Genomic DNA, 23,397 nt, shown 5'->3' on the forward strand with positions numbered 1-23,397 from the left:
CACGAACGTGCGGCGACGCGCAGCGCCATGACCCGCACGAACGCCTCTGGATGCCTGCCTGCGCAACCATAACGAAGGACCACTCCGCGGGAACCTGAATCTACGGCCCATCCGCTCCGCGCCGTGTCGTTCCGCGTTCAAATGTGCCGGGCAGTGGACCACCACCCTGCGGCTGAGTCAGAATGGGCCGCAAATCGGCCGGCACTTCAGGATCGTCGGCCGTGTCATACCAGGTTACAGGAATGTCGCTGAATTCGATGGGCTGGCCGTACCAAGTCTGGTCTGAGCGCTGCTGAGGAAACATTCGACCGTTGGCGTCGTTGACATCGGCTGTGAACTGAGCGGTTATGTACTGCGGCTCGTCCTCGGGGCGAGGATGGATGAACAGCCGCACCTGCATTGACGAGCCGCGCTGGAGGTTCAAAGGCATCTGTCCGCTCCCAGACGGCATTCCGGAATGCCGCGTCACGAGTTGCAGTTGAGCCGCGATCGGCACGTCCCGCCAGGTAACGAGCACCACGATGCGCCCGCCGACGAGTTGGCCGCTCGGCGTACCCATCACCTGTGGCGGCACGCGCAAACCGATCGCCTGCACCTCAATGCTCTCTCGAAGCGCCGCGGTCACTGCTTCATCGGTCACGAGTTCTGTGGCGCCCTCCGCGGGCGGCAGCACGGTGATTGTCGTCGCCAGCGGCACATCCCATGTCGCTGGCGACGCCACCGTGCGGGGCTTGACCATGGATGACTGGGTGCGCGGTGCGAGCGTCGCGCTCCAGGTAATGTTCAATTCGCGCTCGCCCGGCTCGGGCAGCACGGCGAATGTTTTGGTCATCAGCGCATTGGTATTCGCGCGCAGTGTGGTGAACATCGCGCCTTCACCGGGATTGGCGCGAAGTTCGATGCCGCCAAACGACTGATCCACAATCGACAATTGAAGTGTCAGGTCGCCGCTACCCGCGCGGAGCAGCGTCGGCTGCGGCCCGGCGCGAGCGATCTCCCATCGCCGCACCTTCGGCGCTTCGGCGACCATCTGGATGTCCACCGCATGCTGCGCGTACTTGAGAATCTGTTCAGGTGAAAGTGAACCATTCTTCCACGCGGCTTCGATTACATCCCCCCAGCCGGCGCGCCATGCGGCACTCTCATCCGCCTGCAGTTCCAGCCCGTCGGCGGCAAGGGCGACCAGTCGCGCGCTGCTGAGTCCACCGGCGTCGATGCGCTTGACCAGTTCAGCCAGCGCGCCGTCGGCCGTCTCACCATCCGACGAGTGTGCATTCCGCACGATCCACCAGTCCGGCTTGTATTGCATCCAATCCACCGGGCCCAGCGTTTGGACGATGCTTCGGCTCAACCAGACGCCGCAGCCGATAACGACCAGCAGGCCGATGGCGGAAAGCGCCCAGCGCCGCCGGCGCTGTCCGATCTCGACGGCGCCAACCGTTTCCAGCGAGGCGCCGCATTCGGGACAGCGGTTCGCCCCCGGCCAGCGACCCTGAAGGTCAAAGCGGCATGCGCGGCACCACGGGTGGTTATCCAGTCGTCGGCCCCGCCAGCCGCGCGCGAAAAGCGTCAGGCCGAGCAGCGTCAGGAAAACAAACAGGATGGTCAGGAGATCAAGCATGATTTCGCGCCGGTCGCGAGACCCGTCTCGATCCTATCGCCGCCGTGCCGCCGGAGCGGCGAAGTGGAGCGATTCCGTCGTTCGCCATTCCTCCGCGAGCGGGTGTCCACTCGAGTGTGCGCGAGAATAGCGCCCTGTCACATCTCATTTCGCTCGCGCTGCCAGCGTGACTTGTCGCGGATCGCGCGCTCGCGGAGTTCGTCATCGAGGCCGGGCGAATCAACATCATCAAACCATTGCACCGGCGCCCGAAGGGTGAACGGGTCGCCGAACCACACCGGCTTGTCGTTGAGGGCGCCGGTGTCTCCGCGGCCGAAGATGTCCGGCGCCTGGCTCGGAAACACCATGAGATCGAGCGACTCGATCTCCGTGCCGGCGGGGAGCGCGAAGTGAAAATGGGCGCGGCGGCCGAACCCCTCCGCGAGTCCGGTCTGGTCCATGACCTCATCTCCGACCATGATGTCGATGCCCAGGCCCGGTCGCCACTGCTGCGGCTCCATCGTCACGATTCCCACCACGTCGCCGAGGCCATCGTGCAGCGCATTGCGCAGCCCGGCGACGTCGATCCGAAGCGCCTCGCGAACGTGCTGGGTGCTCTGCTCGTCGGTCAGGTACGTCACTGCATCAGGCCCCGCCGGTTCGATCATCAGTGACTCGTCAAGCGTCTCACGCCACGACAGAACGCGCTGTTTGTCGTCGCCGAGTCTGCAATCGATTTGCCAGACGGTGTGCAGCGTGGCTTCGCCAGGCTGGGCGAGAATGGGGATCGCATACCCCGAGCCGCCGCCGCCATAGCCGCCGCCCCTGGAGAGTCCGAAACTTGTGACGGACCTCTGCAGCCTGAAGGACTCTTCGGCCAGAGCGACTTCGACCGGCCAGGCTTCGATCCGCATGCGCTCGGTCCGACCGCGAAAGGGCGGCTGAAGGCGGATCTTGAACGTGAGCAGGCCGCCGCGCCGGATCGGTTGCCTGCGGGAGATGTCCAGTTGGATGGATGCGGCGGTGCGGGCGAACTCCAGCCGCCGCTGCTCGCTGAGCAAATCATCCATCCAGGCTCGCTCGACCAGCGGCACCCACTGCACCTTGGTCGTCTGCAGTTGAGAGACGAGTGATTCAAAGACGTGGTCGAGCAGCGCGGCGCGATGATGCGGCGCGAGATCGCCCGCCTCGTCGCGCTCGACCAGTTCCGCCAGCGCCGCTTCGACGCGCTCGCCCTTGGTCGAATGCAGATCGCGCACCAGCCACGCGGCGGGCTTGTACGAGTTCCAGTCGATCGGCGCGATGCGCTGGTAGCCGGCACGGATGCCGATGGTCATCGCGAGAATCAATATGAACACGCCGGCGCCGAACACCACCGGCTGCGCAGCGCGCTGGCCGTGCGCGACGGCGCGTTTTGCAGAGAGATCTGAGCCGCACTCGGGGCACGTCGAAGCGGGCCACGAGCCGACGAGATCGAAGCGGCACCTGCGGCACCACGGATGGCCGTCGATGCGCCGCCACCGCCGGCCGAGAACCACCGCCCACGCGCCGAGGAGGGCCAGCGCGCCAACGAGGTGCCAGACGGTGGTGAATGACTGACTCATAAGCCGGCGGCGTCCGTTTCTCCCTCTCCTGTGCAAAGGCGCCAGGCGCCTCTTTGGTTCATTGGCTCGGCTCGGTGGGGTCTGGCGTCACCGGCTTCCAGTCGCCTTCGAGGCAGCGCCGGCGAAGGTCCTCGGGCAGATTGGGATCATCAATCGAGTCGTACCACGTTACTGCGATCGATCCGGTCGAGAGCGGTGGGCCATACCACAACTGCTGAAGTTGCCAGGCGTCTCCTCCGCGTCCGATGGTCGGCGCGATCGACAACTCAACGTGTTCTATTTCGTCGGAGAGGCGGGGGACGACGATCACGCCGCGATACGACTGGCCGATCATGAATCTCATGTTCGATGCGCGCTGAACCATGGGTCGGGGGCCGGTGATCGCCACTTCGGCGCTGAACGGAAAGACGCTCGTCTGGCCGAGCACTGCCACTTCGGACCGGGCGCGTCCCTCGCTGAATGGACTGAGCCGAAAGCCGATGGCCTGGAGACTGAAGCATTCAAGAAGTCGCTCATCCGCATCCGGGCCGATGACCAGCGCCGGCGCATCGGCATCGGGCGGAAGCACTTTGATCGGCGCTGTGAACTCGATGTCCCACGTTGCCGCAGCGCCTGATGCCTTGCCAGGTTGCGCCGTCACGCGCCACGTGCTGCGCAGCTCGTATTCGCCGGGCGCCACCGCAATGGGCAGCAGCAGCGAGCGACCCACGCGTCCGGCTCGAGGCGACAAGTTCATCTCCTCGCTCTCGCTCGGGTCGAATGGAACTTCGACTTCTCCGATCGACAGCGATGAAGGGGAGACGGTGTACATGAGTTCGCGTGCGCCGGCGCCCGTGTCGCGGTAATCGAGTCGGACTGTACTCACGTCCCACTGCCGCACCAGGTCCGACGCGGGCGCGAACGCGAACGAGGCGCTGCGCTGGGCGAACGCCAGGCATTGCTCGGGCGTGAGCGTACCGTCGATCCAGGCGCCCTCGATCAATCCGCCGAGGAAAGGAGTCCAATCCGCCGAGTCGTCCGCCTGCATCTGCAATGCATGTTGCACGAGGCGGGTGATGTTGGCCTCGCTCAGTTCGTCCTTCGCGATGCGCGCATTGAGAGCATCGAGCGCGGCGGCGGCCGTCTCTGTGTCGCTCGAATGCACCTCGCGCATGAGCCACCAGTCGGGTTTGTGATCCGACCAGTTGACGGTCCTGGCGGATCGCCAGAGGCCCACGCCAAGCCAGCCGGCCCAGCCAAGCAGGATGAGCGCCCCGAGCACCGCCAGCACCGGCCGACGCGCCCGCTGGCCGAGTTCGACGGCGTCGATTCGTTCGAGATCGACGCCGCATTCCGGGCATTTCGCCGCACCGGGCCAGAGGCCCTGCAGATCGCGGCGGCACTTGCGGCACCACGGATGGTTATCCACCCGCCTGCCGCGCCACCCGACCGTGAGCAGCCAGCCCCCCGCCGCGGCCAGGCCGATGAAGAGGATGGTGAGGAAGTCGGGCATGGTGTCTGTTCCACGGAAGAGAATGCGCTGGTCGGATCGCCTGAGACCCGCACCTTAGAACGGTTCCACACGCTGTATCGATTCGAGTTCGTCTTCGCTCAGATCCACCTCTTCGATCGTATCAAACCAGGTGATGGGCACGTCAGGGATGTCGAAGGGCGGGCCCATCCAGAATGGCTGTGGTATCTGTTGCGGAGGGCCGAAGCCAGGTCCCGTGCCGACGATCAATGATCTGCCCGTTCTGCTGTAGTGGACCCTGACGTCGACCGACTTCAACTGGTCATCATCCACGATGAACGGCACCCACCCCGCCGGCAGATCCGCTCCGACTCGGCGCAACTCTTCGCCGCGGCTGGAGATCTCCACGTCGATTGACCCATTGAACGGAGCGAGAGGACCTTCGGCCTTCAGCCGTTGGTGGGGCCCGCAGTCAAACCTGAAGTAGACGATCGTCACAGTGTCCTTGCGATGCTGCGTGAGTTGGTATGAACGAAAGCCCAGTGCGCTTGCGGCGAAGGCGCTGCGAAGCACCTCGGTCGCGGCGGCGTCCGTCTCGATCGGGACCGACCCTTCACGTGGGCGGCTCACAACCACGGCGTCGTGCAACTCGAGAACCTCCGTAACCGCGGTCTCCGGCGGCTCATCTTCAAGCCGCACGTTGACTTCCCAACGAAGTGACACTTCGTAGCGGCCCGGTGCGACCGCGATTGGAATCCAGAACATCCGCCTCGCTCGCACGGGACTGCGGAATATCGAACTGCTCACGACTGAAGATGAAGCGCGCTGCACCGGGAAGTCGGGACATGCCCAGTCGCCGATGGTCGCGCTCAGGCAACGCACGTCAAGAGCCAGCCGCGATCCCTGGGCGAAGCGCTCGGGGCTCACGATGAACTCGACATCCATGAGGTCATACTTCGCCACGGCGAGCGGCTCACGGCTGCGCCGTCGCGCTTCGATTTCTCCGTCGGTCTGAGGGCCACCGGAGAAGCTCTGGCTGTATCGCGGGTGTTGCAGAGCCATTGAATATTCCAGACACCGCCGAAGGTAATCCCGGCGTTCGTCTTCGGTCAGCAGGCCGCGGCCGATGGCCTCCTCAACGAGCGTGCCCCAGAGCGGTTGCCACGGGGCGGCTGCGTCCTCCTGGTGAGCCAGCCCGCGACGCGCCAGTTCGGTCAGGTCCGCATCGCTGACGCCGCCGCTATCTGCTCGGCGGATCAGTTCCTTGAGGGCCGACTCTGCCACCGTGGTTCGCGCCGACCCAGCGCGGAACGCCAGCCATGCAACGGGCTTGTGAGCGGTCCAGTTGATGCGATCAAAGCGCTGGACGAGGCGCACACCCAGCGTGATGGCGGTGAGCGCGAACACTGCGAGGCCCAGCCCGAGCAGGCGCGGCTGAGCCGCGCGACGGCGACAGGCCACTGCTTCGTACGCGCCGAGACCTGATCCGCATTCGGGGCAGTGCAGCGAATCCACGGCGGCGCCGTCGAGGCTGTAGAGGCAGCGAGCGCACCATTTCCGTCCGGGCGTCCTGCCGCCGCGCATCGCCGCCGCAATCAGCAGCCCAGAAGCCGCCGCGCCGCCCAGAATGAACTGCGCCTCGCTGATCATCGGTCACTCCAACCTTGCGGATCGGCCCAGTGGCTGCCCCTGCGTTCGACAACGACGGGCGGCTCAAGCCGGCGGAGAACCGACTCCCAGCGCCGCCTGCGAATCGTCTCGGCGATGCGCGGGTCGTCAATCGAGTCGAACCATTCCACCGGCTCCGGCTCGATCAGGACGGCCGGGCCGTACCAGATCGCCCGCCGGTCGTGCTTGATCCGAGACGACCCAAAGTCCGGTACGCGCAAAGCGCGCGATCGCATGATGATGCGGAGAGCCGCATCACGAGGCCGATTGCCGAGCGGAATGCACACGAAGAGCAGCTGACCCTGCGTGGAGCTCTGCACGAGTTCGGCGCCGAGCCACACCTCGTAGTCCGGGCTGAACTGCATATCGTCGGGTTGAGGCTCGATGACGCCGATAATGACGTCTTCGCCGGTCTCCGGGTGCAGCCCGCGCACGCCGACCAGATCGACTCGCGTCGCGGTGCGCATGGCCTGCGACGATTCGCCGTCGATGCGGATTTCTCTTGACCGATCGTCCGGCGGCTCAACGGTGATCACTTGCGAATGCGTCTCCGTCCAGGCTAAGGCGGTCTCAGGCTGATCGCTGATCTGGAATTGCACTTTCCACTTTGAGTCCAGTGTGTGATCGCCCGGGGCGACCAGGATCGGAAACTGGATGCGCATGCCGCCCCCTTGCTGCATCCCCGGGGCGATGACTGCCGGGCCATTGGAGTCGTCGATTTCAGTAGCGACCGGCTCTCCATCGAGAGTAACTTCAAGCGGCTCGGTGTGCACGATGACGGACGATTTCGCCAGGCGCTCGCGCGGCTGCGGACTGAGTGCGAAGCGCATGAACGTTCCCTGGCGCGGGGCATCGCGACTTGGAATGGAACCTATCAGTCCGGTGACGCGCTTGGCCAGTGCCAGAGAGTGCTCCCGGCTGAGCCGGCCCGCGAGCCACTCTGGTTCGACCAGCGGAAACCATCGAGTCGCCGTCTCATGATCGCTGGGCATCACTCGATCAAGCAGCAGACCGACCAGTTCGCTGCGCCGATCATTCGAGAGCGACCCTGCCTGCTCGCGACGAAGCAGCTCATTGATAGCCGCAAGCGAAGTGGCGATGTCGTCAGATTCTGCCTGGCGAAACAACAGAAACTGTGGCTTGTGCGCCGGCCAGTCCACCGCATTAAACCAGTCAATGCCGCGAGCCAGCACGACCGACAGCGCCGCCCAGAGCAGAAGCGAACCCAGCGCGATCAGCCCCGGTCGCCGTCTTCGCCTTCCGACTCCAACCGCGACAACTGCCGAAACGTCGCCGCCGCAGCACCCGCACTTCGCCTCGGCGAGGCGTTCCGCAGGGAGAATGCTCCGACACGCCCGGCACCACCGGTCGCCGAGGCGTTGCCGCGTGCGCCGGCCGTGAACGATGAGCAGAGCGCCGACGGCCGCAAGCGAAAAGCAGAGGTTAATCACAGAAGCAAACATGCGCGGTCAGCGACCTCCTGCTGCCTTTGGCTCCGGCCGAGTGCGCGGGACGCCGAGGTTAGCGCGGATCGCGTCCGCGACGAGCGGTGTGTCGCGGTCCACCCACTGCACCGGAAAATCGCACCAGCGGATCTCGCCGCACCACATGCGGATCGGCGAGACCTTCGGCCCGGACATCTCCGGATAATCGAGACAGCCGGTGGCCAGCACGATGTCCACGCTGGGAATCATCAAGCCGGCAGCGCCGTAGTAGAAGCCCGTCCCGCCGCGATACGGAGTCTCAGATGTATCGCGTACGTGGGTCTTGACGTGGGTCGAATGGACCACGCGTCCATCGGGAGATTCCAATCGGACAGCTGCATCAACGGCAACCGGGAGATTGTCCAGCGAGAGATGCATGTACATCGTCGGAGTCTCCCGGCCGTGGCCGCGCGCTGCATACAGCTCGATCGACGTCGCCTCCACGATCGCCGCCCGCGTCTGGCTGTCTGAGAGCAACACGAGCGGCGCCACGGTGGGATTCGCGGCGGGCTCGGTGAAGGTGCAGCGCTGCGAATACGTCAGCCGGCCCGGCGGATTGCTGGACGACCTGAACTCGTCGGCGGTGTGCGTCGCCAGCGTCCACTGCACCGTCGCCTCGACGCAATGCGGCCGGTGCGGCGAGAAGTCGATCGCGGGCGAGAGCAGATGAGGCCGCTGGCTATCGAGGCTTTCGACGATGGTTCGCTTGGGCGGCAGTTCGATGCTCACGCCGTCAACGCTCAACTCGACGAGTTCGCAGACGTAAAAGCCGCTGGAGAAACGCCGCGCCGGCACGACGCGGGCGCCCACGACCCCGGCCGGCTGACCATCCAGCGTGGCAGCTTCCAGGTACACCTCCGGCTGAAACGCCTTCACCGCATATTGCCACGCCGTCGCGTCATCCAGATAACCTCCGGCCCAGGCGCCGGTCACGAAACGATCCCAATGGCGCGAAAGTTCAGCCGGCGGCGAATCGAAGAGCGAAGTGGCTGTGGCAACGAGACCGTCGATGCGCCGCTGGCTCAGTTCCTTGTCACCAAGGCGAACCACCAGTTCGCGCAGCGCCGCATCAGACTTGGCCATATCAGCCGACTGCGCTTCGATCGCCAGCCACCATGCCGGCTTGTAGTGGTTCCAATCGACCTTGGACAATGTGCCGCTGGCGCTCAGCGCGACCCAGGCGCTGCAGGCCAGCAGCAGCACAGCGCCCAGCGCCGCGATGATCGGCCGGCGCCGGCGCAGGCCGCGAACCACCGCGCGCGGGCCAGCCAGGTCGGCCCCGCACTCCGGGCAGCGCGCTGCCGCCGCGCCGAGCCCGAAAAGATCGAACCGGCAGCGCCGACAGTGCGGGTGATCATCCACGCGCCTGCCGCGCAGTCCGAGCAGCAGTGCAGCGAGCCCGGCGAAGCCGAGCAGGATCAGGAGGATGGTGGTTGGAGCGTTCATGGCAAGGAGTCAGGTTCGCGGCTAGCGGTCCGGCCCGGTGGATCTGTCCATGCGTTCCCACATTTCGACGAAGCTTTGAATCATCTCGCGATGCTCAGGGGGGCAGGCCGGATCGTCGATCGAGTCGTACCACTGCACGTCATCGATGTGCAGGGTGAATTCAGGGCCCATCCACCTGGGCTTGGGCTTGCGGGTCTTGCGGTCGAGAACGCCGGAGGAGCGGCTGTTCGTGCTGGGACGCACGACCAGGTCGAGTGAGGTGAGATCCGGTGCGCTGACGTGGTTGAAGGTCGATGAGTTGGGAAGGCTGACCGACATCGTGTCAACGTACACGCCTCCGGCAAACAAACTGATGTCCAGATTAGCATTCAGGGGGCAGTCCGCACCTGCATCTCCGAATCCGAACCAGCCGCCGCCCCCACTCGAAACCGAGCAGATCATCCCCGGCGACGTAACCTGCGGCTCAAGGTCCGTCGGCAGGCGCCGGAAGCCGACCAACGTGATGCGCGCCGCTTCGCGCACGAGTTGTGACGATTCATCGTCGATCACAATCTCCTCGGCATCAGGCGCAGCGGGTGCCACGATCACCGGCGCGCTCAGTTCCAGATCCAGCGTGCGCAGAGGGGCGCTGTCGGTCGCATGCGCGAAAATCTCGACATGGACGCTCGCGCGAACTTCGTATTCGCCTGGCGGGACGACCACAGGGATCAATGGCGCGATCGATTCGGCGTAGCCGTAACCCGAGCCGAGCGTGATCGAGTTCGGATGCTCCGGATCGCGATAGAGGGAGTCAGGCAGCGCCACATCGCCGAGCGCCACGCTTGATACCTCGCACTTGCCTTCGTAATACCGGCGCTCCGATGCGACCCGATTCCACTGAGCGATCAGATTCAATTCGATCGAGTCCCACTGGCTGGATCTGAAAGTCGCCGTCGGCGCAGCGCCCGCTCCGGGAGAACTTCCACGGAGGGGCCATCGTTCTTGCGTTGAGAAGCGTCCAGGCGAGAGCATGAGTTCAAACGTGAGCGCGTTGTCGAAGTAGGCGCCGATCTGCTCAGCGCTGAGCAGTTCGCGATCGATCGCTGCATCGATCATCGAGCCCCAGAGCGGCTCCCATTCGATGCTCTCGTCGCTCTGGTGTGCAAGGCCCATCTCCGCCAGTTGGAGCATCTCGTCAGCGCTGACTTCGTCATGCACGGTGCGGCGCAGCAACTCCTCCAGCGCCGATCGGCGAGTCTCTGGCGCATCGGCGCGGACCGAGCGCATCAGCCACCACATCGGTTTATGCTGCTCCCATTTGACCGCCCGCGCCCAGCCCCATGTCTCGCCGGCAGCCAGCACCGCACAAGCCACCAGCAAGAGCGCACCGAGGGCCATGAGCGGCCGCCGCTTGCGCCAGTGCCCGCGTCGCGTGGCCCGCCGCGGCGTCAGATCGGCGCCGCACTCGGCGCAGCGCGTCGAATCGGATCCGAACAGGTCGTGGCCGCACTTGACGCACCACGGGTGATCGTCGAGGCGTCGGCCAAACCAGCCGGCCGCCACGAGCAGTCCGCCGGCGCCGAAGAGAAGAAACATCACCGCCGCCATCGCTCCGCGACCTCCGCTCATCCGGGAATGCCGCCCGGGTCAGTCGCTGCCCTGTGCTTCTCTCAGTCTACCCGATCTGGATGCGCGGCGGGAGCGAAATGGGTACCGATTTCAAACTTATCTCGCCGCTCGTGCGGCCCGGTCGCGCCTTGCCCTGCGGCCGCGGCGGTCGGGTGAACGCTTGATTCCCGCCGCCCGATCCTGCCGATATGCAGGCGCTGCATACGATCATGCTTCGCGCTTCGCGGGTGTTCGCGGAGGCGAGTTGCGCGGGCGGCGGCTGCACCGTCCGACTCCGCGGCCAGGCCGCGCAGCCTGCTGAGGCGTCCGCCACCGCCCATGCACTTTCTGACTCCCAAGTGGGTCGTCTGCCTCCGCGAGGGCTACACCGCGCACAAGTTCGCCGGCGACCTCCTCGCCGGCATTACCGTCGGCGTGATCGCGCTGCCGCTGGCGATGGCCTTTGGCATCAGCAGCATTCCCGAAGACGTCGCCGCCGAGCTCGCCGCGACGCACCCCTGGCTCACGCCGCCGGCGATGGGCCTGTTCACCGCCGTCGTCGCCGGGTTTCTCATGTCTTTCTTCGGCGGGTCGCGCGTGCTCATCGGCGGCCCGACGGGCGCATTCATCGTCATCATCTATGGCATCGCAGCGCGCCACGGCTATGAGGGCCTGGCCACCGCCACGCTCATGGCCGCCGTCATCCTTATCCTCATGGGGCTGTTTCGCTTCGGCTCGATGATTAAGTTCATCCCATACCCGGTCACCACCGGCTTCACCACCGGCATTGCCGTAATCATCGCCTCGCAGCAGATCAAGGAGTTTCTCGGCGTGGCGCCGCACGACGCCGCGGGCCAGCCGCTGCCGCTGCCGCCTGAGTTCGTGCACAAACTGCAGGTCATCGCCGCGTCGATCGACACCATCGACTGGCCCACGGTGGCGGTCTCGCTGGGCTCGATGGCGGTGCTCATCATCATGCGCCGCTTGTGGCCGCGCGTGCCCGGCGCCATCGTCGCCGTCATCCTCGCGTCGGTCGTCGTGCACTTTGCGGGTTTGGACAAGACCCTCGGCGGCAGCGTGGAGACGATCGGCTCGCGCTTTACGCAGGGCATCCCCAAGATGCTGCCCATGCCGCATTTGCCGAGTTTCAACTGGTCGATGGTGCGCGACCTCATTCCCGACGCCACGACCATCGCCGTGCTCGCGGGCATCGAGTCGCTGCTCGCCGCCGTCGTCGCCGACGGCATGCTGGGCACGCGGCACAAGTCCGACTGCGAACTCGTCGCCCAGGGGCTGGCGAACATCGGCTCGGTGCTCTTCTTTGGCATCCCGGCCACCGGCGCCATCGCCCGCACCGCGGCGAACGTCAAATCAGGCGGCCGCACGCCGTTTGCCGGCATGATCCACGCCGCCACGCTGCTGGCGTTCATGCTCTTTCTCGCGCCGCTGGCCAAGCTCATTCCCCTGCCCACGCTTGCGGCGGTGCTCATCATGGTCGCGTGGAACATGAGCGAACTCGACCACTTCCGCTTCATCCTCCGCGCGCCGCGCAGCGACATCCTCGTGCTGCTCACGACCTTCGGCCTGACCGTCTTTGCCGATCTGACGATCGCCGTGGGCGTGGGCATGGTGCTCGCCAGCATGCTCTTCATGAAGCGCATGAGCACCGTCTCGAACGTGAGCGAGATCACCGATGAGATGCTCGCCAACCACATCGACGAGCGCGAACTGGCCGACGAGCGCGACCCGATGGCGCTGGCCAACCGCACCATTCCGTACGATGTCGAGGTCTTCGAGATCGACGGCCCGTTCTTCTTTGGCGTGGCGGACCGGCTCAAGGACACGCTCAGAGGCCTCGAGCCGCCGCCGCGGGCTTTTATCCTCCGCATGCGCCGCGTCCCGGCCATCGACGCGACGGGCCTGCACGCACTCGAAGAGTTCTACCACAAATGCCACCGCCAGGGCACGACGCTGATCGTCTCGGGCATTCGCACGCAGCCTCGCGACGTGATGGCCAAAGCCGGCCTGGATCGCGTCATCGGCTCTGACAACATCGTCGCGGATCTCGACGCCGCGCTGGCCAGGGCGCAGCAAATCCCGCCGCGCGCTGCACACGGTGCGTCTTAGCGGTTCGACTGGTTTCCAACCTTCGCCGGCGCGACGGCATGAGTGCTGTGCGCTGGACAGTCAACCGCGCTCGCCGAGGAACCATCGCTTCTTCACGGGTTCTTCGTAGGAGAGCCCGAATCGATCCATGGCGCACTGGCGGATTTCGTGCGCCGCCTCTTCCGGGTCGTCGGTGAGAATGATGCGCGTGGCGTCTTCGGGGTTGATCGTCTTCTCGGGGATCATGCGCGTGCGGACGAACGCGATGAGCGGCTGCCAGTAGTCCAGACCCATGAGCACGAGGGGGAAGTCGAGGATCTTGCCGGTCTGAATGAGCGTGGCGGTTTCAAAGATCTCATCCATGGTGCCGAAACCGCCGGGCAGCGCGACAAACGCGTAGGAATACTTCACGAGCATGACCTTGCGCACGAAGAAGTAGCGGAAGGTGATGAATTCATCGACGTAGGGATTGGGCTCCTGCTCGACGGGCAGGACGATGTTGCAGCCGATGGATCTGCCGCCGACGTCTTTGGCGCCGCGGTTGGCGGCTTCCATGATGCCCGGCCCGCCGCCGGTGAGGACGGTAAAGCCGTGCCGGGCGATGTTGGCCGAGACTTCGCGCGCGAGTTTGTAGTAGCGGTGATCTTCCTCGAACCGGGCCGAGCCGAAGACGGTGACGCACGGACCGACGAAGTGCAGGCGACGGAAGCCGCGCACGAACTCAGCCATGATGCGCAGGAGGCGGAAGAACTCGGTCGTGCGTCCCTGCGGGCCGTGGAGGAAGCGGATCTGCTCTTCGGACCCGGGCGCGTGTCCCCAGATGGGTCCCTCCGGAGACTGCGTGGGCGGCGGCTTGGTCGAAGTCTTCGGTTCGGCGGGCTCGACGGTGTGCAGCGACTCGGGCATGGAGCACGTTAGCCGCAGCGGGCTCATTCTTCCGCGCGCTTCGCCTTGACCGCCGCGCAGCGCGTCGTCAAGATAACAGCATGGTCGTCCCGCACACGACGGCGTTCGACTGGTCGAGCCTGCACCCGGCCGAGGGTCGATTGGCGCGGTCGATCCGCACCTCGCCCGAGAGCTGCCGCATCGCGCTGCTGGGGCTGCCGGATGACACGGGCGTGTCGCTCAACGGCGGCCGGATCGGCGCCCGGCAGGGGCCGCGCGCGTTTCGCGAGGCGATGGCTCGCTACGGCACGGCGCATGACGCCATCTCCGGCCGCGACCTCGCGGCCCTGGGCGTTTTCGACGCGGGCGATGTCGAACCGGCCGGCGACGAAATCCACCGCACGCACATGCGGGTGAGCGAAGCCGTGGATGCGATCCTGCAGATGGGCCTGCTTCCCGTGTGCATCGGCGGCGGACACGATCTCACGTTTCCTGGCGTCACGGCCCTCACGAAGCGCCTGCGCGAGCGAAACGAGAAGCTCGGCGGCCTGAACATCGACCCGCACCTGGACGTGCGCGAGCGCGTCGGCTCGGGCATGTCGTTTCGACGCATCATCGAAGACGGTCAGGGCGTCGTCGAGCCGCGGTCCTTTGCCACCGTCAGCGTCGGCGCCTTCAGCAACGAGTTGCGGCACATCGACTGGCTGCGTGAGCGCGGCTCGAGCCTGCTCGTCTTCGACGGCGATCAGCACCAGTTGCTCGAACGCTTTCTCGATCTGCTCGAGCAGATGAGCAGCGCTGCGAACCTCTTTGCGAGTTTCGATCTGGATGTGCTCGACGCGTCGGTGGCGCCGGGCGTGAGCGCGCTCAATCCAATGGGGCTTACGCCTGTTACGGCATCACTGATCTGCCGCTCGCTGGGGCGCCTGAGGAACCTGCGCTACTTCGATCTCATGGAACTCAGTCCGCCGCACGACGTGCAGGGGCGCACGGCGAGGCTGGCGGTGCACCTGCTGCTCCACTTCCTCGCCGGCGTGGCGGAGCGGTCATGACCAGCCGCGGCGATCTGCTCATTCGCGATGCGCGGCTCGTGACACTTGCGGCCGGCGATGTGCCGCGCCGGCGCTCGGCCATGCGGCAACTGAGCATCATCGAGCGCGGCGACGTGCTGGTGCGAGGCGACATGATTGCCGCGGCCGGGCCGAATCTCGATGCGTCGACACAAAACGAAGTCGATGCTCGCGGGCGCGTGCTGCTGCCGGGCTTTGTCGATTGCCATACGCACGCCTGCTGGGCAGGGGACCGGTTCGACGAGTTTGAGCGCCGCCTCGCGGGTGAGGACTATCTCAGCATCCTCAAATCCGGCGGTGGAATCATGTCCACCGTCCGCGCCACGCGCAGCGCCTCCGTCGAAGAACTGCGCGCCCTGACGATCTCGCACCTCAACCGGATGCTCGCGCTCGGCACGACCACGGCAGAAGTGAAGACGGGCTATGGCCTGAACACCGATGCCGAGTGCCGCATGCTCGAAGCGATCCGCGGAGCGACGCAGGGAGAAGGCGCGAGCGCTATGCGCGTCATTCCCACGTTCCTGGGCGCGCACGCGATCGACCGCGAGCAGAGCGACTTTGTGCAGCGCACCATTGATGAGACCCTGCCGCGGATCGTGGAGATGCAGCCGGGCATCGCCTGCGACGCCTACTGCGAGGATGGCGCGTGGTCGCTGGATCAGACGCGGCGGCTCTTCGAGCGGGCGCAGGCGCTGGGCTGCCCTGTGCGGATTCACACGGACCAGTTCAATTCGCTCGGCGCCACGCGCCTGGCCGTCGAGATGGGGGCGATCAGCGTCGATCATCTCGAAGCCATCGCCGAGCCGGATATTGCGCTCGTGGCCGCTTCAGACACGACGGCGGTGTTGCTGCCGATCTCGGGCTTGTGCACGGACGGGCGCTACGCGCCGGGGCGGCGGCTCATCGACGCCGGGGCCGCGGTGGCGATCGCGAGCAATTACAACCCTGGTTCGGCGCCGTCGTCTTCGTTGCCGCTGGCCATGGCGCTGGCCTGCCGCATGATGAAACTGCTGCCGGCCGAGGCGATCGCCGCGTGCACGGTGAACGCAGCGCACGTGCTCGGGCTGGCCGGCCGCGTGGGACGCATCGCACCGGGCATGGCGGCGGATCTCGTGCTCTGGGACGAGCGCGATGAGCGGGCTCTGTGCTATGAGCTGGCGGGCCCGCCGGCCGCGCTGGTGGTGACAGGCGGCACCGTGGTGCGCTGTGAAATCTAAGTTGAGGCGGTGGCGCAAGCGGTTCCGGCTGGCGAGTGCGGACGACAACGCGTGCGGTACTGAAAAAACAAGCCCCCCGCGGGTTGACGCGGGGGGTTGCTGGAAGGGAGTGAAACACCGATGCCGTCAGCGGGGTCCGTCGCTGGTTCAGTTGATCATGCTTCGTCGTCATCCACGTCGTCGTCATCCTCGCCGTCTTCGACGCGGCCTTCGGTCAGCGTCTCGAGCATTTCGCGCAGGTACTTGTTCTCGCGGCGGGTGGCTTCGAGATCGAAGACGAGGTACTTCACGCTCAGGCGGAGGTAGTCGAGACTCTCGGTCAGTTGCGAGATGGTCTCGCGCATCTTGTCCTGGCGCGCCCGGGTTTCGGCGGCGAGGTCGCGGATGCGGGCCTGCTCATCGAGGGGCAGGTCCTTGATCTCGTCCATGAGTTGGGCGAGTTTCTCGTTGAGATGCTGGGGGTCCATCATCGCCTTCCTGTCTTCGGTTGTGGGTGCGTGCGGGCCGGAGCAAGCATGCACCACAATCGTCGCAGGGGAAGCAAATCAGCCCCTTCGAGAGGCTCGCGCGGTCAGTCTGTGCGGGCAGGCGCGATAATTCCGCGAGTGTTCGTGCGAACAGCCGCCGGCGGAAGCCGATGGGTTGAGGGGCTTGGATTCGGCGGCGGACTGTGCCTGAAAACCTAGCGCCGCGCGTGCGGGCGGCGGAGGACCTGGCGGACCTCCGGCTGGGCGGCGGCGAGCAGTTGATCCACCTGCCGCTGGTCGGTGCGGCTGGCTTCGCGAACGAGTTCGACGAGGTGGGCGTCGCGGTTGCGGGCCCAGCGATCGAAGAAGGTCTCCAACTCATGGCGCGAGAAGCGGGTGAGCGGATCCGTCAGGCCCGACTGCGCCACGGCCCAGTCGGTCAGCGCCCTTGGCTCGCGCGAGAAACGGTAGAGGCCGATGGTGAATTGCAGCCGCTGCCAGAGCGACTTGAACGGATCGGACGCGTCGGCCGGCAGGCGGACCATGATGTCGGCCGGCTTGTTGCCTTCGAGTTCGGCGATCCAGCCGCTGCGCTGGGCGACGCTCTGGGCGGCGGAGTTCTCATCGGCGGGGACGAGATCGACGGCGCCGGTATGGAGCGTCTTGAGGCCGACGGTCGGGAAGCGGACATTGAGCCGCTGCGCGACCTGGCCTTCGTGCACGACGCGCTCGGCGCGTGTGACGGTGCCGGGGCCCCACTCTGGACGGGCGGTGTTGAGGACACTGTCCCCGAACTTGAACGTTCTTTTTTCAGTCAGCATTTTTGAGATGTCACCTGTCGTATCACACACCTGTGGCACACAAGCGCCAGCCGAGGTCGGCCTGCAGGACGGAGCAGATGTGGAACTGAAAGGAACCGGAGGCGGGCAACGCGGCCTTCGCCATCACCGGGTCGATCAATGATATCGTCCAAAAGGCGTCAAGTCATTCGGATTTCTCGGAGCGGCCATCTTTTTGCGCCAGGGCCACGGAGGACGGCGTCGGCCGCACGTCGCAAGGATACGGCTCTTCGAACGGGCGGCGGTTGAGCCACTGCCCGCATTCGGGGCACTGGAACACGCTGCGACCGGACTGCAACTGGCTCGCCATGCAGAACCCGCACTCCGGGCACGACTGTCGGCAGCGGACATTTACCCGCCGCAGATGCGGCCGCATGATCTCGCCGCCCCAGGTGAGCGAGAGCGCCGCGGCGGCGCCGACGGTCACGAAAACGCACAGCAGATTCGCTGCAACGGTCGCCTGGTCGCTCCGCGAGCCGATCAGTTCGCGCACATCGACGAGTAGATTGAGCGCCCCGCCGAGGCAGGCAAGCGAAAACGAGACGCAGAGAAAGCCCCACATCTTCGGATCGTTCAGCGACGAGCCGAACGCTTTCCACCAGGTGCGGTGGCGCTCCCAGAACGACTCGATGGCGCGCATCTCGGGATATGAATCGTTGCTCAGGTACCAGCGCATGGGCGCCTCGCTGGATGAACATCGGCCGATCAGAGCAGCGGCTCGAACGCCAGGCCGTGCGCATCGGCGACGGGCTTGTTGGTGAGCCGGCCGCGATCGACGTTGATGGCGTCGGCAAAGCCCTTGCTCTGCCGGGCCAGGGCCATTGGCCCTTCGTTGGCCAGCCGCAGCGTCCAGGGCATGGTGGCGTTGTTGAGGCCGATGGTGCTCGTGCGCGCCACGGCGCCGGGCATGTTGGCCACACAGTAGTGCACGACCCCATCGACTTCGAAGACCGGATCGTTGTGCGTCGTTGGGTGCGTCGTCTCCACGCAGCCGCCCTGGTCCACGGCGACGTCCACGATCACGCTGCCCGGGCGCATGAGTTTGAGATCATCGCGGCGGACGAGTTTGGGCGCGGCAGCGCCGGGGATGAGCACGGCGCCGACGACGAGGTCGGCCCAGGCGAGGTACTCGCGCACGGTGTGGGCGTCGGAGTAGCGCAGCGTCACGTTGGCGGGCATCCACTCATCGAGTTCGCGCAGGCGGTCGAGGTTGATGTCCAGCAGCGTGACCTTTGCGCCCAGGCCCGCGGCCATTCGCGCGGCGCAGGTGCCCACGACGCCGCCGCCCAGGACAAGCACGTGGCCGGGTTCGACGCCGGGCACGCCGCCCAGCAGCACGCCGCGCCCGCCGAAGGGGCGCTCGAGGTACTTGGCGCCTTCCTGAATCGACATCTTCCCGGCGACTTCGGACATGGGCGTGAGCAGCGGCAGCCGGCCGCGCGCATCGGTCAGGGTCTCGTAGGCCACGCCGATGCACTTGCTTCGCAGGCAGCCTTCGGTGAGCGCCTTGTCGGCGGCGAGGTGGAGGTAGGTGAAGAGGATCTGCCCTTCGCGGAGCATGGCCAGTTCGCCCTTTTGCGGCTCCTTGACCTTGACGATCATGTCGGCCTTGGCGAAGACCTCGGCGGCGGAGTCGCACAGCACCGCGCCTGCGTCGGTGTAGAGGTCATCCGGAAAGCCGCTGCCAAGCCCGGCGCCGCGCTCGATGAGCACCTTGTGGCCGGCTCGAGCGAGCATCTCCGCGACAACCGGCAACATGCCCACGCGGTATTCCTGGGTTTTGATCTCTTTGGGGCAGCCGACGATCATCGCAATTCTCCGGAATGCAGGAACAGAACCTGATTCGACTCGACCTCGGCGCGGCGCCGGAAGATTGTCGGCGCGCGGCGGGTTTAGACGGGTCATCACGGCCCGGCGCGGTGTCGCGCCGCCCGAAACGGTTGACTATGCTAGGATGACAATCCACGCAACTTGAGGCCCGGCGAGGTGCTTTGGACCGGATCGGGCCTTTCCCGGAGCGCCGCCCATGCCTGATCGCCTCGCACTGAACTCGACTCCACGACGCCGCCTGCCCATTCGATCGCGGGTGGGCTTGGCGTGGATTCTCTCCCCCGCGATGCTCGCCGGAAGCCTCCCTGCGATCGGCCTGGCACAGGACAAGGACCAGCGCCGCTTCGTCGATGAACTCAACGCACCCATTCTGGCGGTCTCCGAGGACGAGCGGGCGTACAAGATCTACTTTGAAGCTCACGAACTCATCGACGTCGCCGACGAACGGCTTGCAGCGGCGATGACGAGCCTCGATCCCGGGTCGAGCACGTTTCAGGACGCCATTGGCTGGGCGGGCGAACCCGGCCAGCAGGAGGCGGTGAACCTCATCCTCGAAAAGAACCGCCGCGGCTCCAACGCGACGCAGCGCAAGATCTTCGGCCTGCCGTACGGCACGCACAACGTCGATGACGACCTGATCATCAGCGACTTTGTGGTGTACCTGCGCGACGACCTGCTTTTTGACCGCGAAGAGGCCTACCTGCCGCGCTACCGCGAACTCGTCGCGCTGATGCGCGCCGAGGCGTTCCGGCGGGCTGAGAATGGCGACACGAGCGGCGCCTGCGAGGCGATCCTCGCTATGACGCGCATGACCCGGCAGTTGTGCGACCGGCGCTTCTACGACGAGAAGCACCTGGGCATGAAAATGCTGCTTGACGCGTTCATCGAGATCCGCGACTTCATGTGGTACTACCGCGACAAACTGACCATCGCGGACTTCAGCGGAATCGCCCTCGAACTCGAGCGCCTCGGCCTCGAGCGCATCCAGCTCCCCACCGGCGAGGAACTCATCGGCCAGCAGTTGATCGAACAGATCTACGGGGCGGACAACCGCGTGGACAAAAATAAGTTCCCCGAGGTCATGGCCACGTTCGACTCGCTCGATTCGCCGCTGCGCCGCTTCCAGGCGGAAGCATACTGGCAGCAGGTCGTAGACAAGCACCGCTCCAAGCGCGAAGTCGAAGTCGCGCTCCGCGAAGCCGTGGACAACTGGAAACTCCGCTGGCGCCTGCCGCTGCACGTTTCGCTCGCGCCCGATTCCGAATTCGAGCAGCTTGACGATCTCGAATACGCCGCGGTCAAGCGGCCCATTCGCGACCTGCAGAATCTCTTTGACCTGCGCATCCCGCTGGCGACGCAACTCAACGGCACGGCGACGGCGGCAGGGATCCACGCCTATATCACGCGCGAGCGGGCCAAACTCGTGCCCGGCGAAGCGATGACCGAGGGCGAAGTGCCGGCCCGCCTCGCCCAGGTGCAGCCGTCGTTCGTGAGCTACGAAACCACCCTGCTGGATCTCTATCAATCGGGCGACGTGAAACTGCACTACGCCGTGATCCGCAACACCGACCCCCGCTTCTCGCACGAGGGCTATCCGATCGACACGCCCGAGGGGCGGGTGACGCTTGAGGAATTCTGGCCGCTGCTGTATTCCTTCGGCCCGGACCAGTCCGAGGACCTCGGCAAGGCGCTGGTGCACAAGCCGCAGCCGCAAAAGGGCGACCAGTGCGACATTGTCTTCTTTCCCAACGTGGATGTGATGGCGCGGCAGGCCCGTCGCCGCTGATGGCTCTCCGAACTCCGCACCCGCTGCAGCCGTATCCTGAGGACTCATGAACCAGCACGCGTCAGACGCCGTCGAAAAGGTCGTCATCATCGGATCAGGGCCGGCGGGGTGGACGGCCGCCATCTACGCCGCCCGCGCCAATCTCAACCCCATCTGCTACGTCGGCGTGCCCAAGACCGACCCGAGCCCCATCCTCCCGGGCGGGCAGCTCATGCTCACCACCGAGGTCGAGAACTACCCCGGGTTTCCCGAGGGAGTCACTGGCCCGGAGATGATGGACAAGTTCCAGAAGCAGGCCGAACGCTTCGGCACGCGAGTCGTCGGCGAAGATATCGAATCGTGCGATTTCTCCCGGCGGCCCTTCACCCTGACCACTTCGTCGGGCGCGACCGTCAAGGCCCACAGCGTGATCCTCGCCACCGGGGCCGTGGCCAACTGGCTTGGCCTCGAAAATGAGATGCGCCTGGCCCGCAGCGGCGGCGGCGTGTCGGCCTGCGCCGTGTGCGACGGCGCCCTGCCCGCGTTCCGCGACCAGGTGCTCGCCGTGGTCGGCGGCGGCGACACGGCCATGGAGGAAACCTCGTATCTCACCAAGTTCGCCAGCAAGGTGCACGTCATCCACCGCCGCGGCGAGTTCCGCGCCAGCAAGACCATGCAGCAGCGCGTGCTCGAGAGCCCCAAGGTGGAGGTGCAGTGGCACTCGCAGGTCGTCGATGTGCTCGGCGACGGCGTGATCAGCGGCATCGTCCTGCGCGACACGCGCACCGGCGCCAAGCGCGAACTTGACGTCAAGGGCTTGTTCATCGCCATCGGCCACACGCCGGCGACGAAGTTCCTCAAAGGCTCGGGCATCGCGCTCGATGACAAGGGCTACGTGCAGATGCCCGTTGCGCACCGCTCGAACACCAACATCGAGGGCGTGTTCGTGGCCGGCGACGTGGCGGACGCGGTGTACCGGCAGGCAATCACGGCGGCGGGCATGGGCTGCCGCGCCGCCATCGACGCCGAACGCTGGCTCGCCGACCAGGGCGTGCACTGACGCGCTCGGGCGACAACTGCTTCAATTCGAAACTCTGCAATCAGATCCCGCGCAGAAGGGCGATGCTCGCCGTGTGCCCATGCAGGAATGTCGAGTTGCCCACGGGGCCGATTTCGCCGGCCGCGGAGAAGCCCGCAATCGGCAGGCCCGGCATGGCGCGGCGAATCGTTGTTACATCGTGATCGGCCTCATTAAAGAGATGCGTGCCGCGACCGTTGCACGTGAACAGGATTCCAGCCAGCGGCGCTTCATCAAACTGCTGCGCTGCGAGGAGCATCTCCAGGTCTTCGTGCGCCGTCTGGGCGTCGCGCACGTGGAACTGCACCGTCTGCCCGACGCGGACGAGATCGCTCACCGCGAGCAAGCCGTGATCGCGATCGACGCCGATGACGTTGCGCACGAGAAAGTCGCCGCGGCCGAAGTGCTCGCGGTATTCGCTCACGACCCGGCCGACGAAGAGGCCCTTGTCCTGGATGAGTTCGCGCTCCTGGTCGGAGAGTTCGACGGCGAGTTCCTGGAACGCGGCCATGGCCGACTTGCCGCCGAGCGACTCGATGACGTTGCGCTTGGCGCCGGTGATGACCATCGGCCGGCCGATGGGCCGGCAGCCCTGGCTGACCAGGGTCTCGATGCGCACGGCCCCGGTGAAACTCAGGCCGATGAGCCCGCCGTTGCGGATCTCATCATTGCGCAGCAGGCGGTTATCGCCCGCCTGGCGCCCGGCCGACGCCACCCCGCCGAACATCGGAACGGCCGGCTCATCGAGCGAGCGCTCGAGCACGCTCGAAAGCGCCGGCAGCAGGCCCATGATGGGCGTGAACGGATCGGCCAGGAGCATCACGCCGCGCAGATCGGGATGATCCGCCTTCATCGCGGCCTTGAGGCGCTCGGGATCGTCCTTCGAACGCGGCCAGTCGATGTCGCTGTCGCTGAAGGTGTGCAGTTCGACGCCCGGCAGCGAGAGCGCGAGCACGACCAGGCCCGGCTGGTTTTCAAGTTCGCGCTCGTTGCCGGCGATGCTCACGCCGGTGCAGCCGATGACGGTGGAGGGCGCGAGCAGGTCGTAGACGGTGGAAGTAATGGTGTCGATGCGATTGACGTGATGGCCGCTGGCAAAGACGACGGCCAGATCGGTGGAGCCGCGCATCTGTGACGCGACGTTCGTTACGGCGTCGTGCGCGGCCGTGTCGGTGTCGGCCAGGTCGCTGACGTGGCAGGCGGCCTTGTAGGAGGTCGTGGGCATAACTCGATGGATGGTAGCCGTTTGAGAGCGGCGCGAGGGCCTACGCTTGGCGCGGCGAAGATGAAGATCACATGAG

General features: G+C 65.9%; 18 protein-coding genes. 5 read left to right on the forward strand and 13 right to left on the reverse strand.

The genetic code is table 11. The annotated features are described in order from the left end of the window. Positions 1-100: 100 nt before the first annotated feature. From IT430_10445 to IT430_10475, 7 genes are all read right to left on the reverse strand, one after another. A complete protein-coding gene (locus tag IT430_10445; GenBank protein ID MCC6908349.1) occupies positions 101-1,621 on the reverse strand; it encodes a hypothetical protein in 1,521 nt (506 codons plus the stop codon). Between the two features lie 137 nt (positions 1,622-1,758). After that, the gene (locus tag IT430_10450; protein ID MCC6908350.1) at positions 1,759-3,204 is read right to left on the reverse strand and encodes a hypothetical protein; all 1,446 of its coding nucleotides are present in this window, start codon (positions 3,202-3,204) and stop codon (positions 1,759-1,761) included. A gap of 58 nt (positions 3,205-3,262) precedes the next feature. After that, entirely contained in the window at positions 3,263-4,696 is a 1,434-nt protein-coding gene (locus IT430_10455; GenBank protein MCC6908351.1) for a hypothetical protein, read from the reverse strand. A gap of 54 nt (positions 4,697-4,750) precedes the next feature. After that, entirely contained in the window at positions 4,751-6,304 is a 1,554-nt protein-coding gene (locus IT430_10460) for a hypothetical protein (GenBank protein MCC6908352.1), read from the reverse strand. Beyond that, complete coding sequence (locus IT430_10465) at positions 6,301-7,785, reverse strand: hypothetical protein (GenBank protein ID MCC6908353.1); 1,485 nt, start codon at positions 7,783-7,785, stop codon at positions 6,301-6,303. Before IT430_10465 ends, IT430_10460 begins: the two co-directional genes overlap by 4 nt. Before the next feature lie 6 nt (positions 7,786-7,791). Continuing rightward, on the reverse strand, positions 7,792-9,252 hold the full coding sequence (locus IT430_10470; GenBank protein MCC6908354.1) for a hypothetical protein: 1,461 nt from the start codon (positions 9,250-9,252) through the stop codon (positions 7,792-7,794). Between the two features lie 21 nt (positions 9,253-9,273). Next, the gene (locus IT430_10475; GenBank protein ID MCC6908355.1) at positions 9,274-10,830 is read right to left on the reverse strand and encodes a hypothetical protein; all 1,557 of its coding nucleotides are present in this window, start codon (positions 10,828-10,830) and stop codon (positions 9,274-9,276) included. 348 nt (positions 10,831-11,178) lie between these two features. On the opposite strand from IT430_10475, the gene sulP reads away from it, so the two are divergent. After that, the gene (sulP, locus tag IT430_10480; protein MCC6908356.1) at positions 11,179-12,966 is read left to right on the forward strand and encodes a sulfate permease; all 1,788 of its coding nucleotides are present in this window, start codon (positions 11,179-11,181) and stop codon (positions 12,964-12,966) included. Between the two features lie 60 nt (positions 12,967-13,026). Here sulP and IT430_10485 read toward each other — a convergent pair whose 3' ends face one another. Continuing rightward, the gene (locus tag IT430_10485; protein MCC6908357.1) at positions 13,027-13,851 is read right to left on the reverse strand and encodes a TIGR00730 family Rossman fold protein; all 825 of its coding nucleotides are present in this window, start codon (positions 13,849-13,851) and stop codon (positions 13,027-13,029) included. Between the two features lie 80 nt (positions 13,852-13,931). On the opposite strand from IT430_10485, the gene IT430_10490 reads away from it, so the two are divergent. Together IT430_10490 and IT430_10495 are read left to right on the forward strand one after the other, a co-directional pair. Further along, positions 13,932-14,882, forward strand: coding sequence for a formimidoylglutamase (locus IT430_10490; GenBank protein ID MCC6908358.1), 951 nt, complete (start codon positions 13,932-13,934; stop codon positions 14,880-14,882). After that, positions 14,879-16,117, forward strand: a complete 1,239-nt coding sequence (locus tag IT430_10495; protein ID MCC6908359.1) for an imidazolonepropionase — start codon at positions 14,879-14,881, stop codon at positions 16,115-16,117. The genes IT430_10490 and IT430_10495 overlap by 4 nt, the downstream gene beginning before the upstream one ends. Before the next feature lie 155 nt (positions 16,118-16,272). Here IT430_10495 and IT430_10500 read toward each other — a convergent pair whose 3' ends face one another. The 4 genes from IT430_10500 to ald all read right to left on the reverse strand — a co-directional run bounded on the left by IT430_10500 (position 16,273) and on the right by ald (position 19,232). Continuing rightward, positions 16,273-16,584 carry a hypothetical protein gene (locus tag IT430_10500; protein ID MCC6908360.1) on the reverse strand — a complete coding sequence of 104 codons (312 nt, stop codon included), beginning with the start codon at positions 16,582-16,584 and terminating at the stop codon, positions 16,273-16,275. 215 nt (positions 16,585-16,799) lie between these two features. Next, positions 16,800-17,405 carry a DUF3553 domain-containing protein gene (locus IT430_10505; protein ID MCC6908361.1) on the reverse strand — a complete coding sequence of 202 codons (606 nt, stop codon included), beginning with the start codon at positions 17,403-17,405 and terminating at the stop codon, positions 16,800-16,802. Between the two features lie 163 nt (positions 17,406-17,568). Beyond that, entirely contained in the window at positions 17,569-18,099 is a 531-nt protein-coding gene (locus tag IT430_10510) for a hypothetical protein (protein ID MCC6908362.1), read from the reverse strand. 29 nt (positions 18,100-18,128) lie between these two features. Then, entirely contained in the window at positions 18,129-19,232 is a 1,104-nt protein-coding gene (gene ald, locus IT430_10515; protein ID MCC6908363.1) for an alanine dehydrogenase, read from the reverse strand. A gap of 217 nt (positions 19,233-19,449) precedes the next feature. Here ald and IT430_10520 point away from each other — a divergent pair, with 217 nt between their 5' ends. Beyond that, a complete protein-coding gene (locus IT430_10520) occupies positions 19,450-21,039 on the forward strand; it encodes a hypothetical protein (protein ID MCC6908364.1) in 1,590 nt (529 codons plus the stop codon). Positions 21,040-21,085: 46 nt separating this feature from the next. After that, on the forward strand, positions 21,086-22,078 hold the full coding sequence (gene trxB, locus IT430_10525; protein MCC6908365.1) for a thioredoxin-disulfide reductase: 993 nt from the start codon (positions 21,086-21,088) through the stop codon (positions 22,076-22,078). A gap of 40 nt (positions 22,079-22,118) precedes the next feature. Here trxB and IT430_10530 read toward each other — a convergent pair whose 3' ends face one another. Beyond that, positions 22,119-23,321: an FIST C-terminal domain-containing protein gene (locus tag IT430_10530; protein MCC6908366.1), complete on the reverse strand. Its 1,203-nt coding sequence runs from the start codon at positions 23,319-23,321 to the stop codon at positions 22,119-22,121. Between the last annotated feature and the right edge of the window lie 76 nt (positions 23,322-23,397).

This window comes from Phycisphaerales bacterium (genome assembly GCA_020852515.1).
GTDB lineage: Bacteria > Planctomycetota > Phycisphaerae > Phycisphaerales > UBA5793 > UBA5793.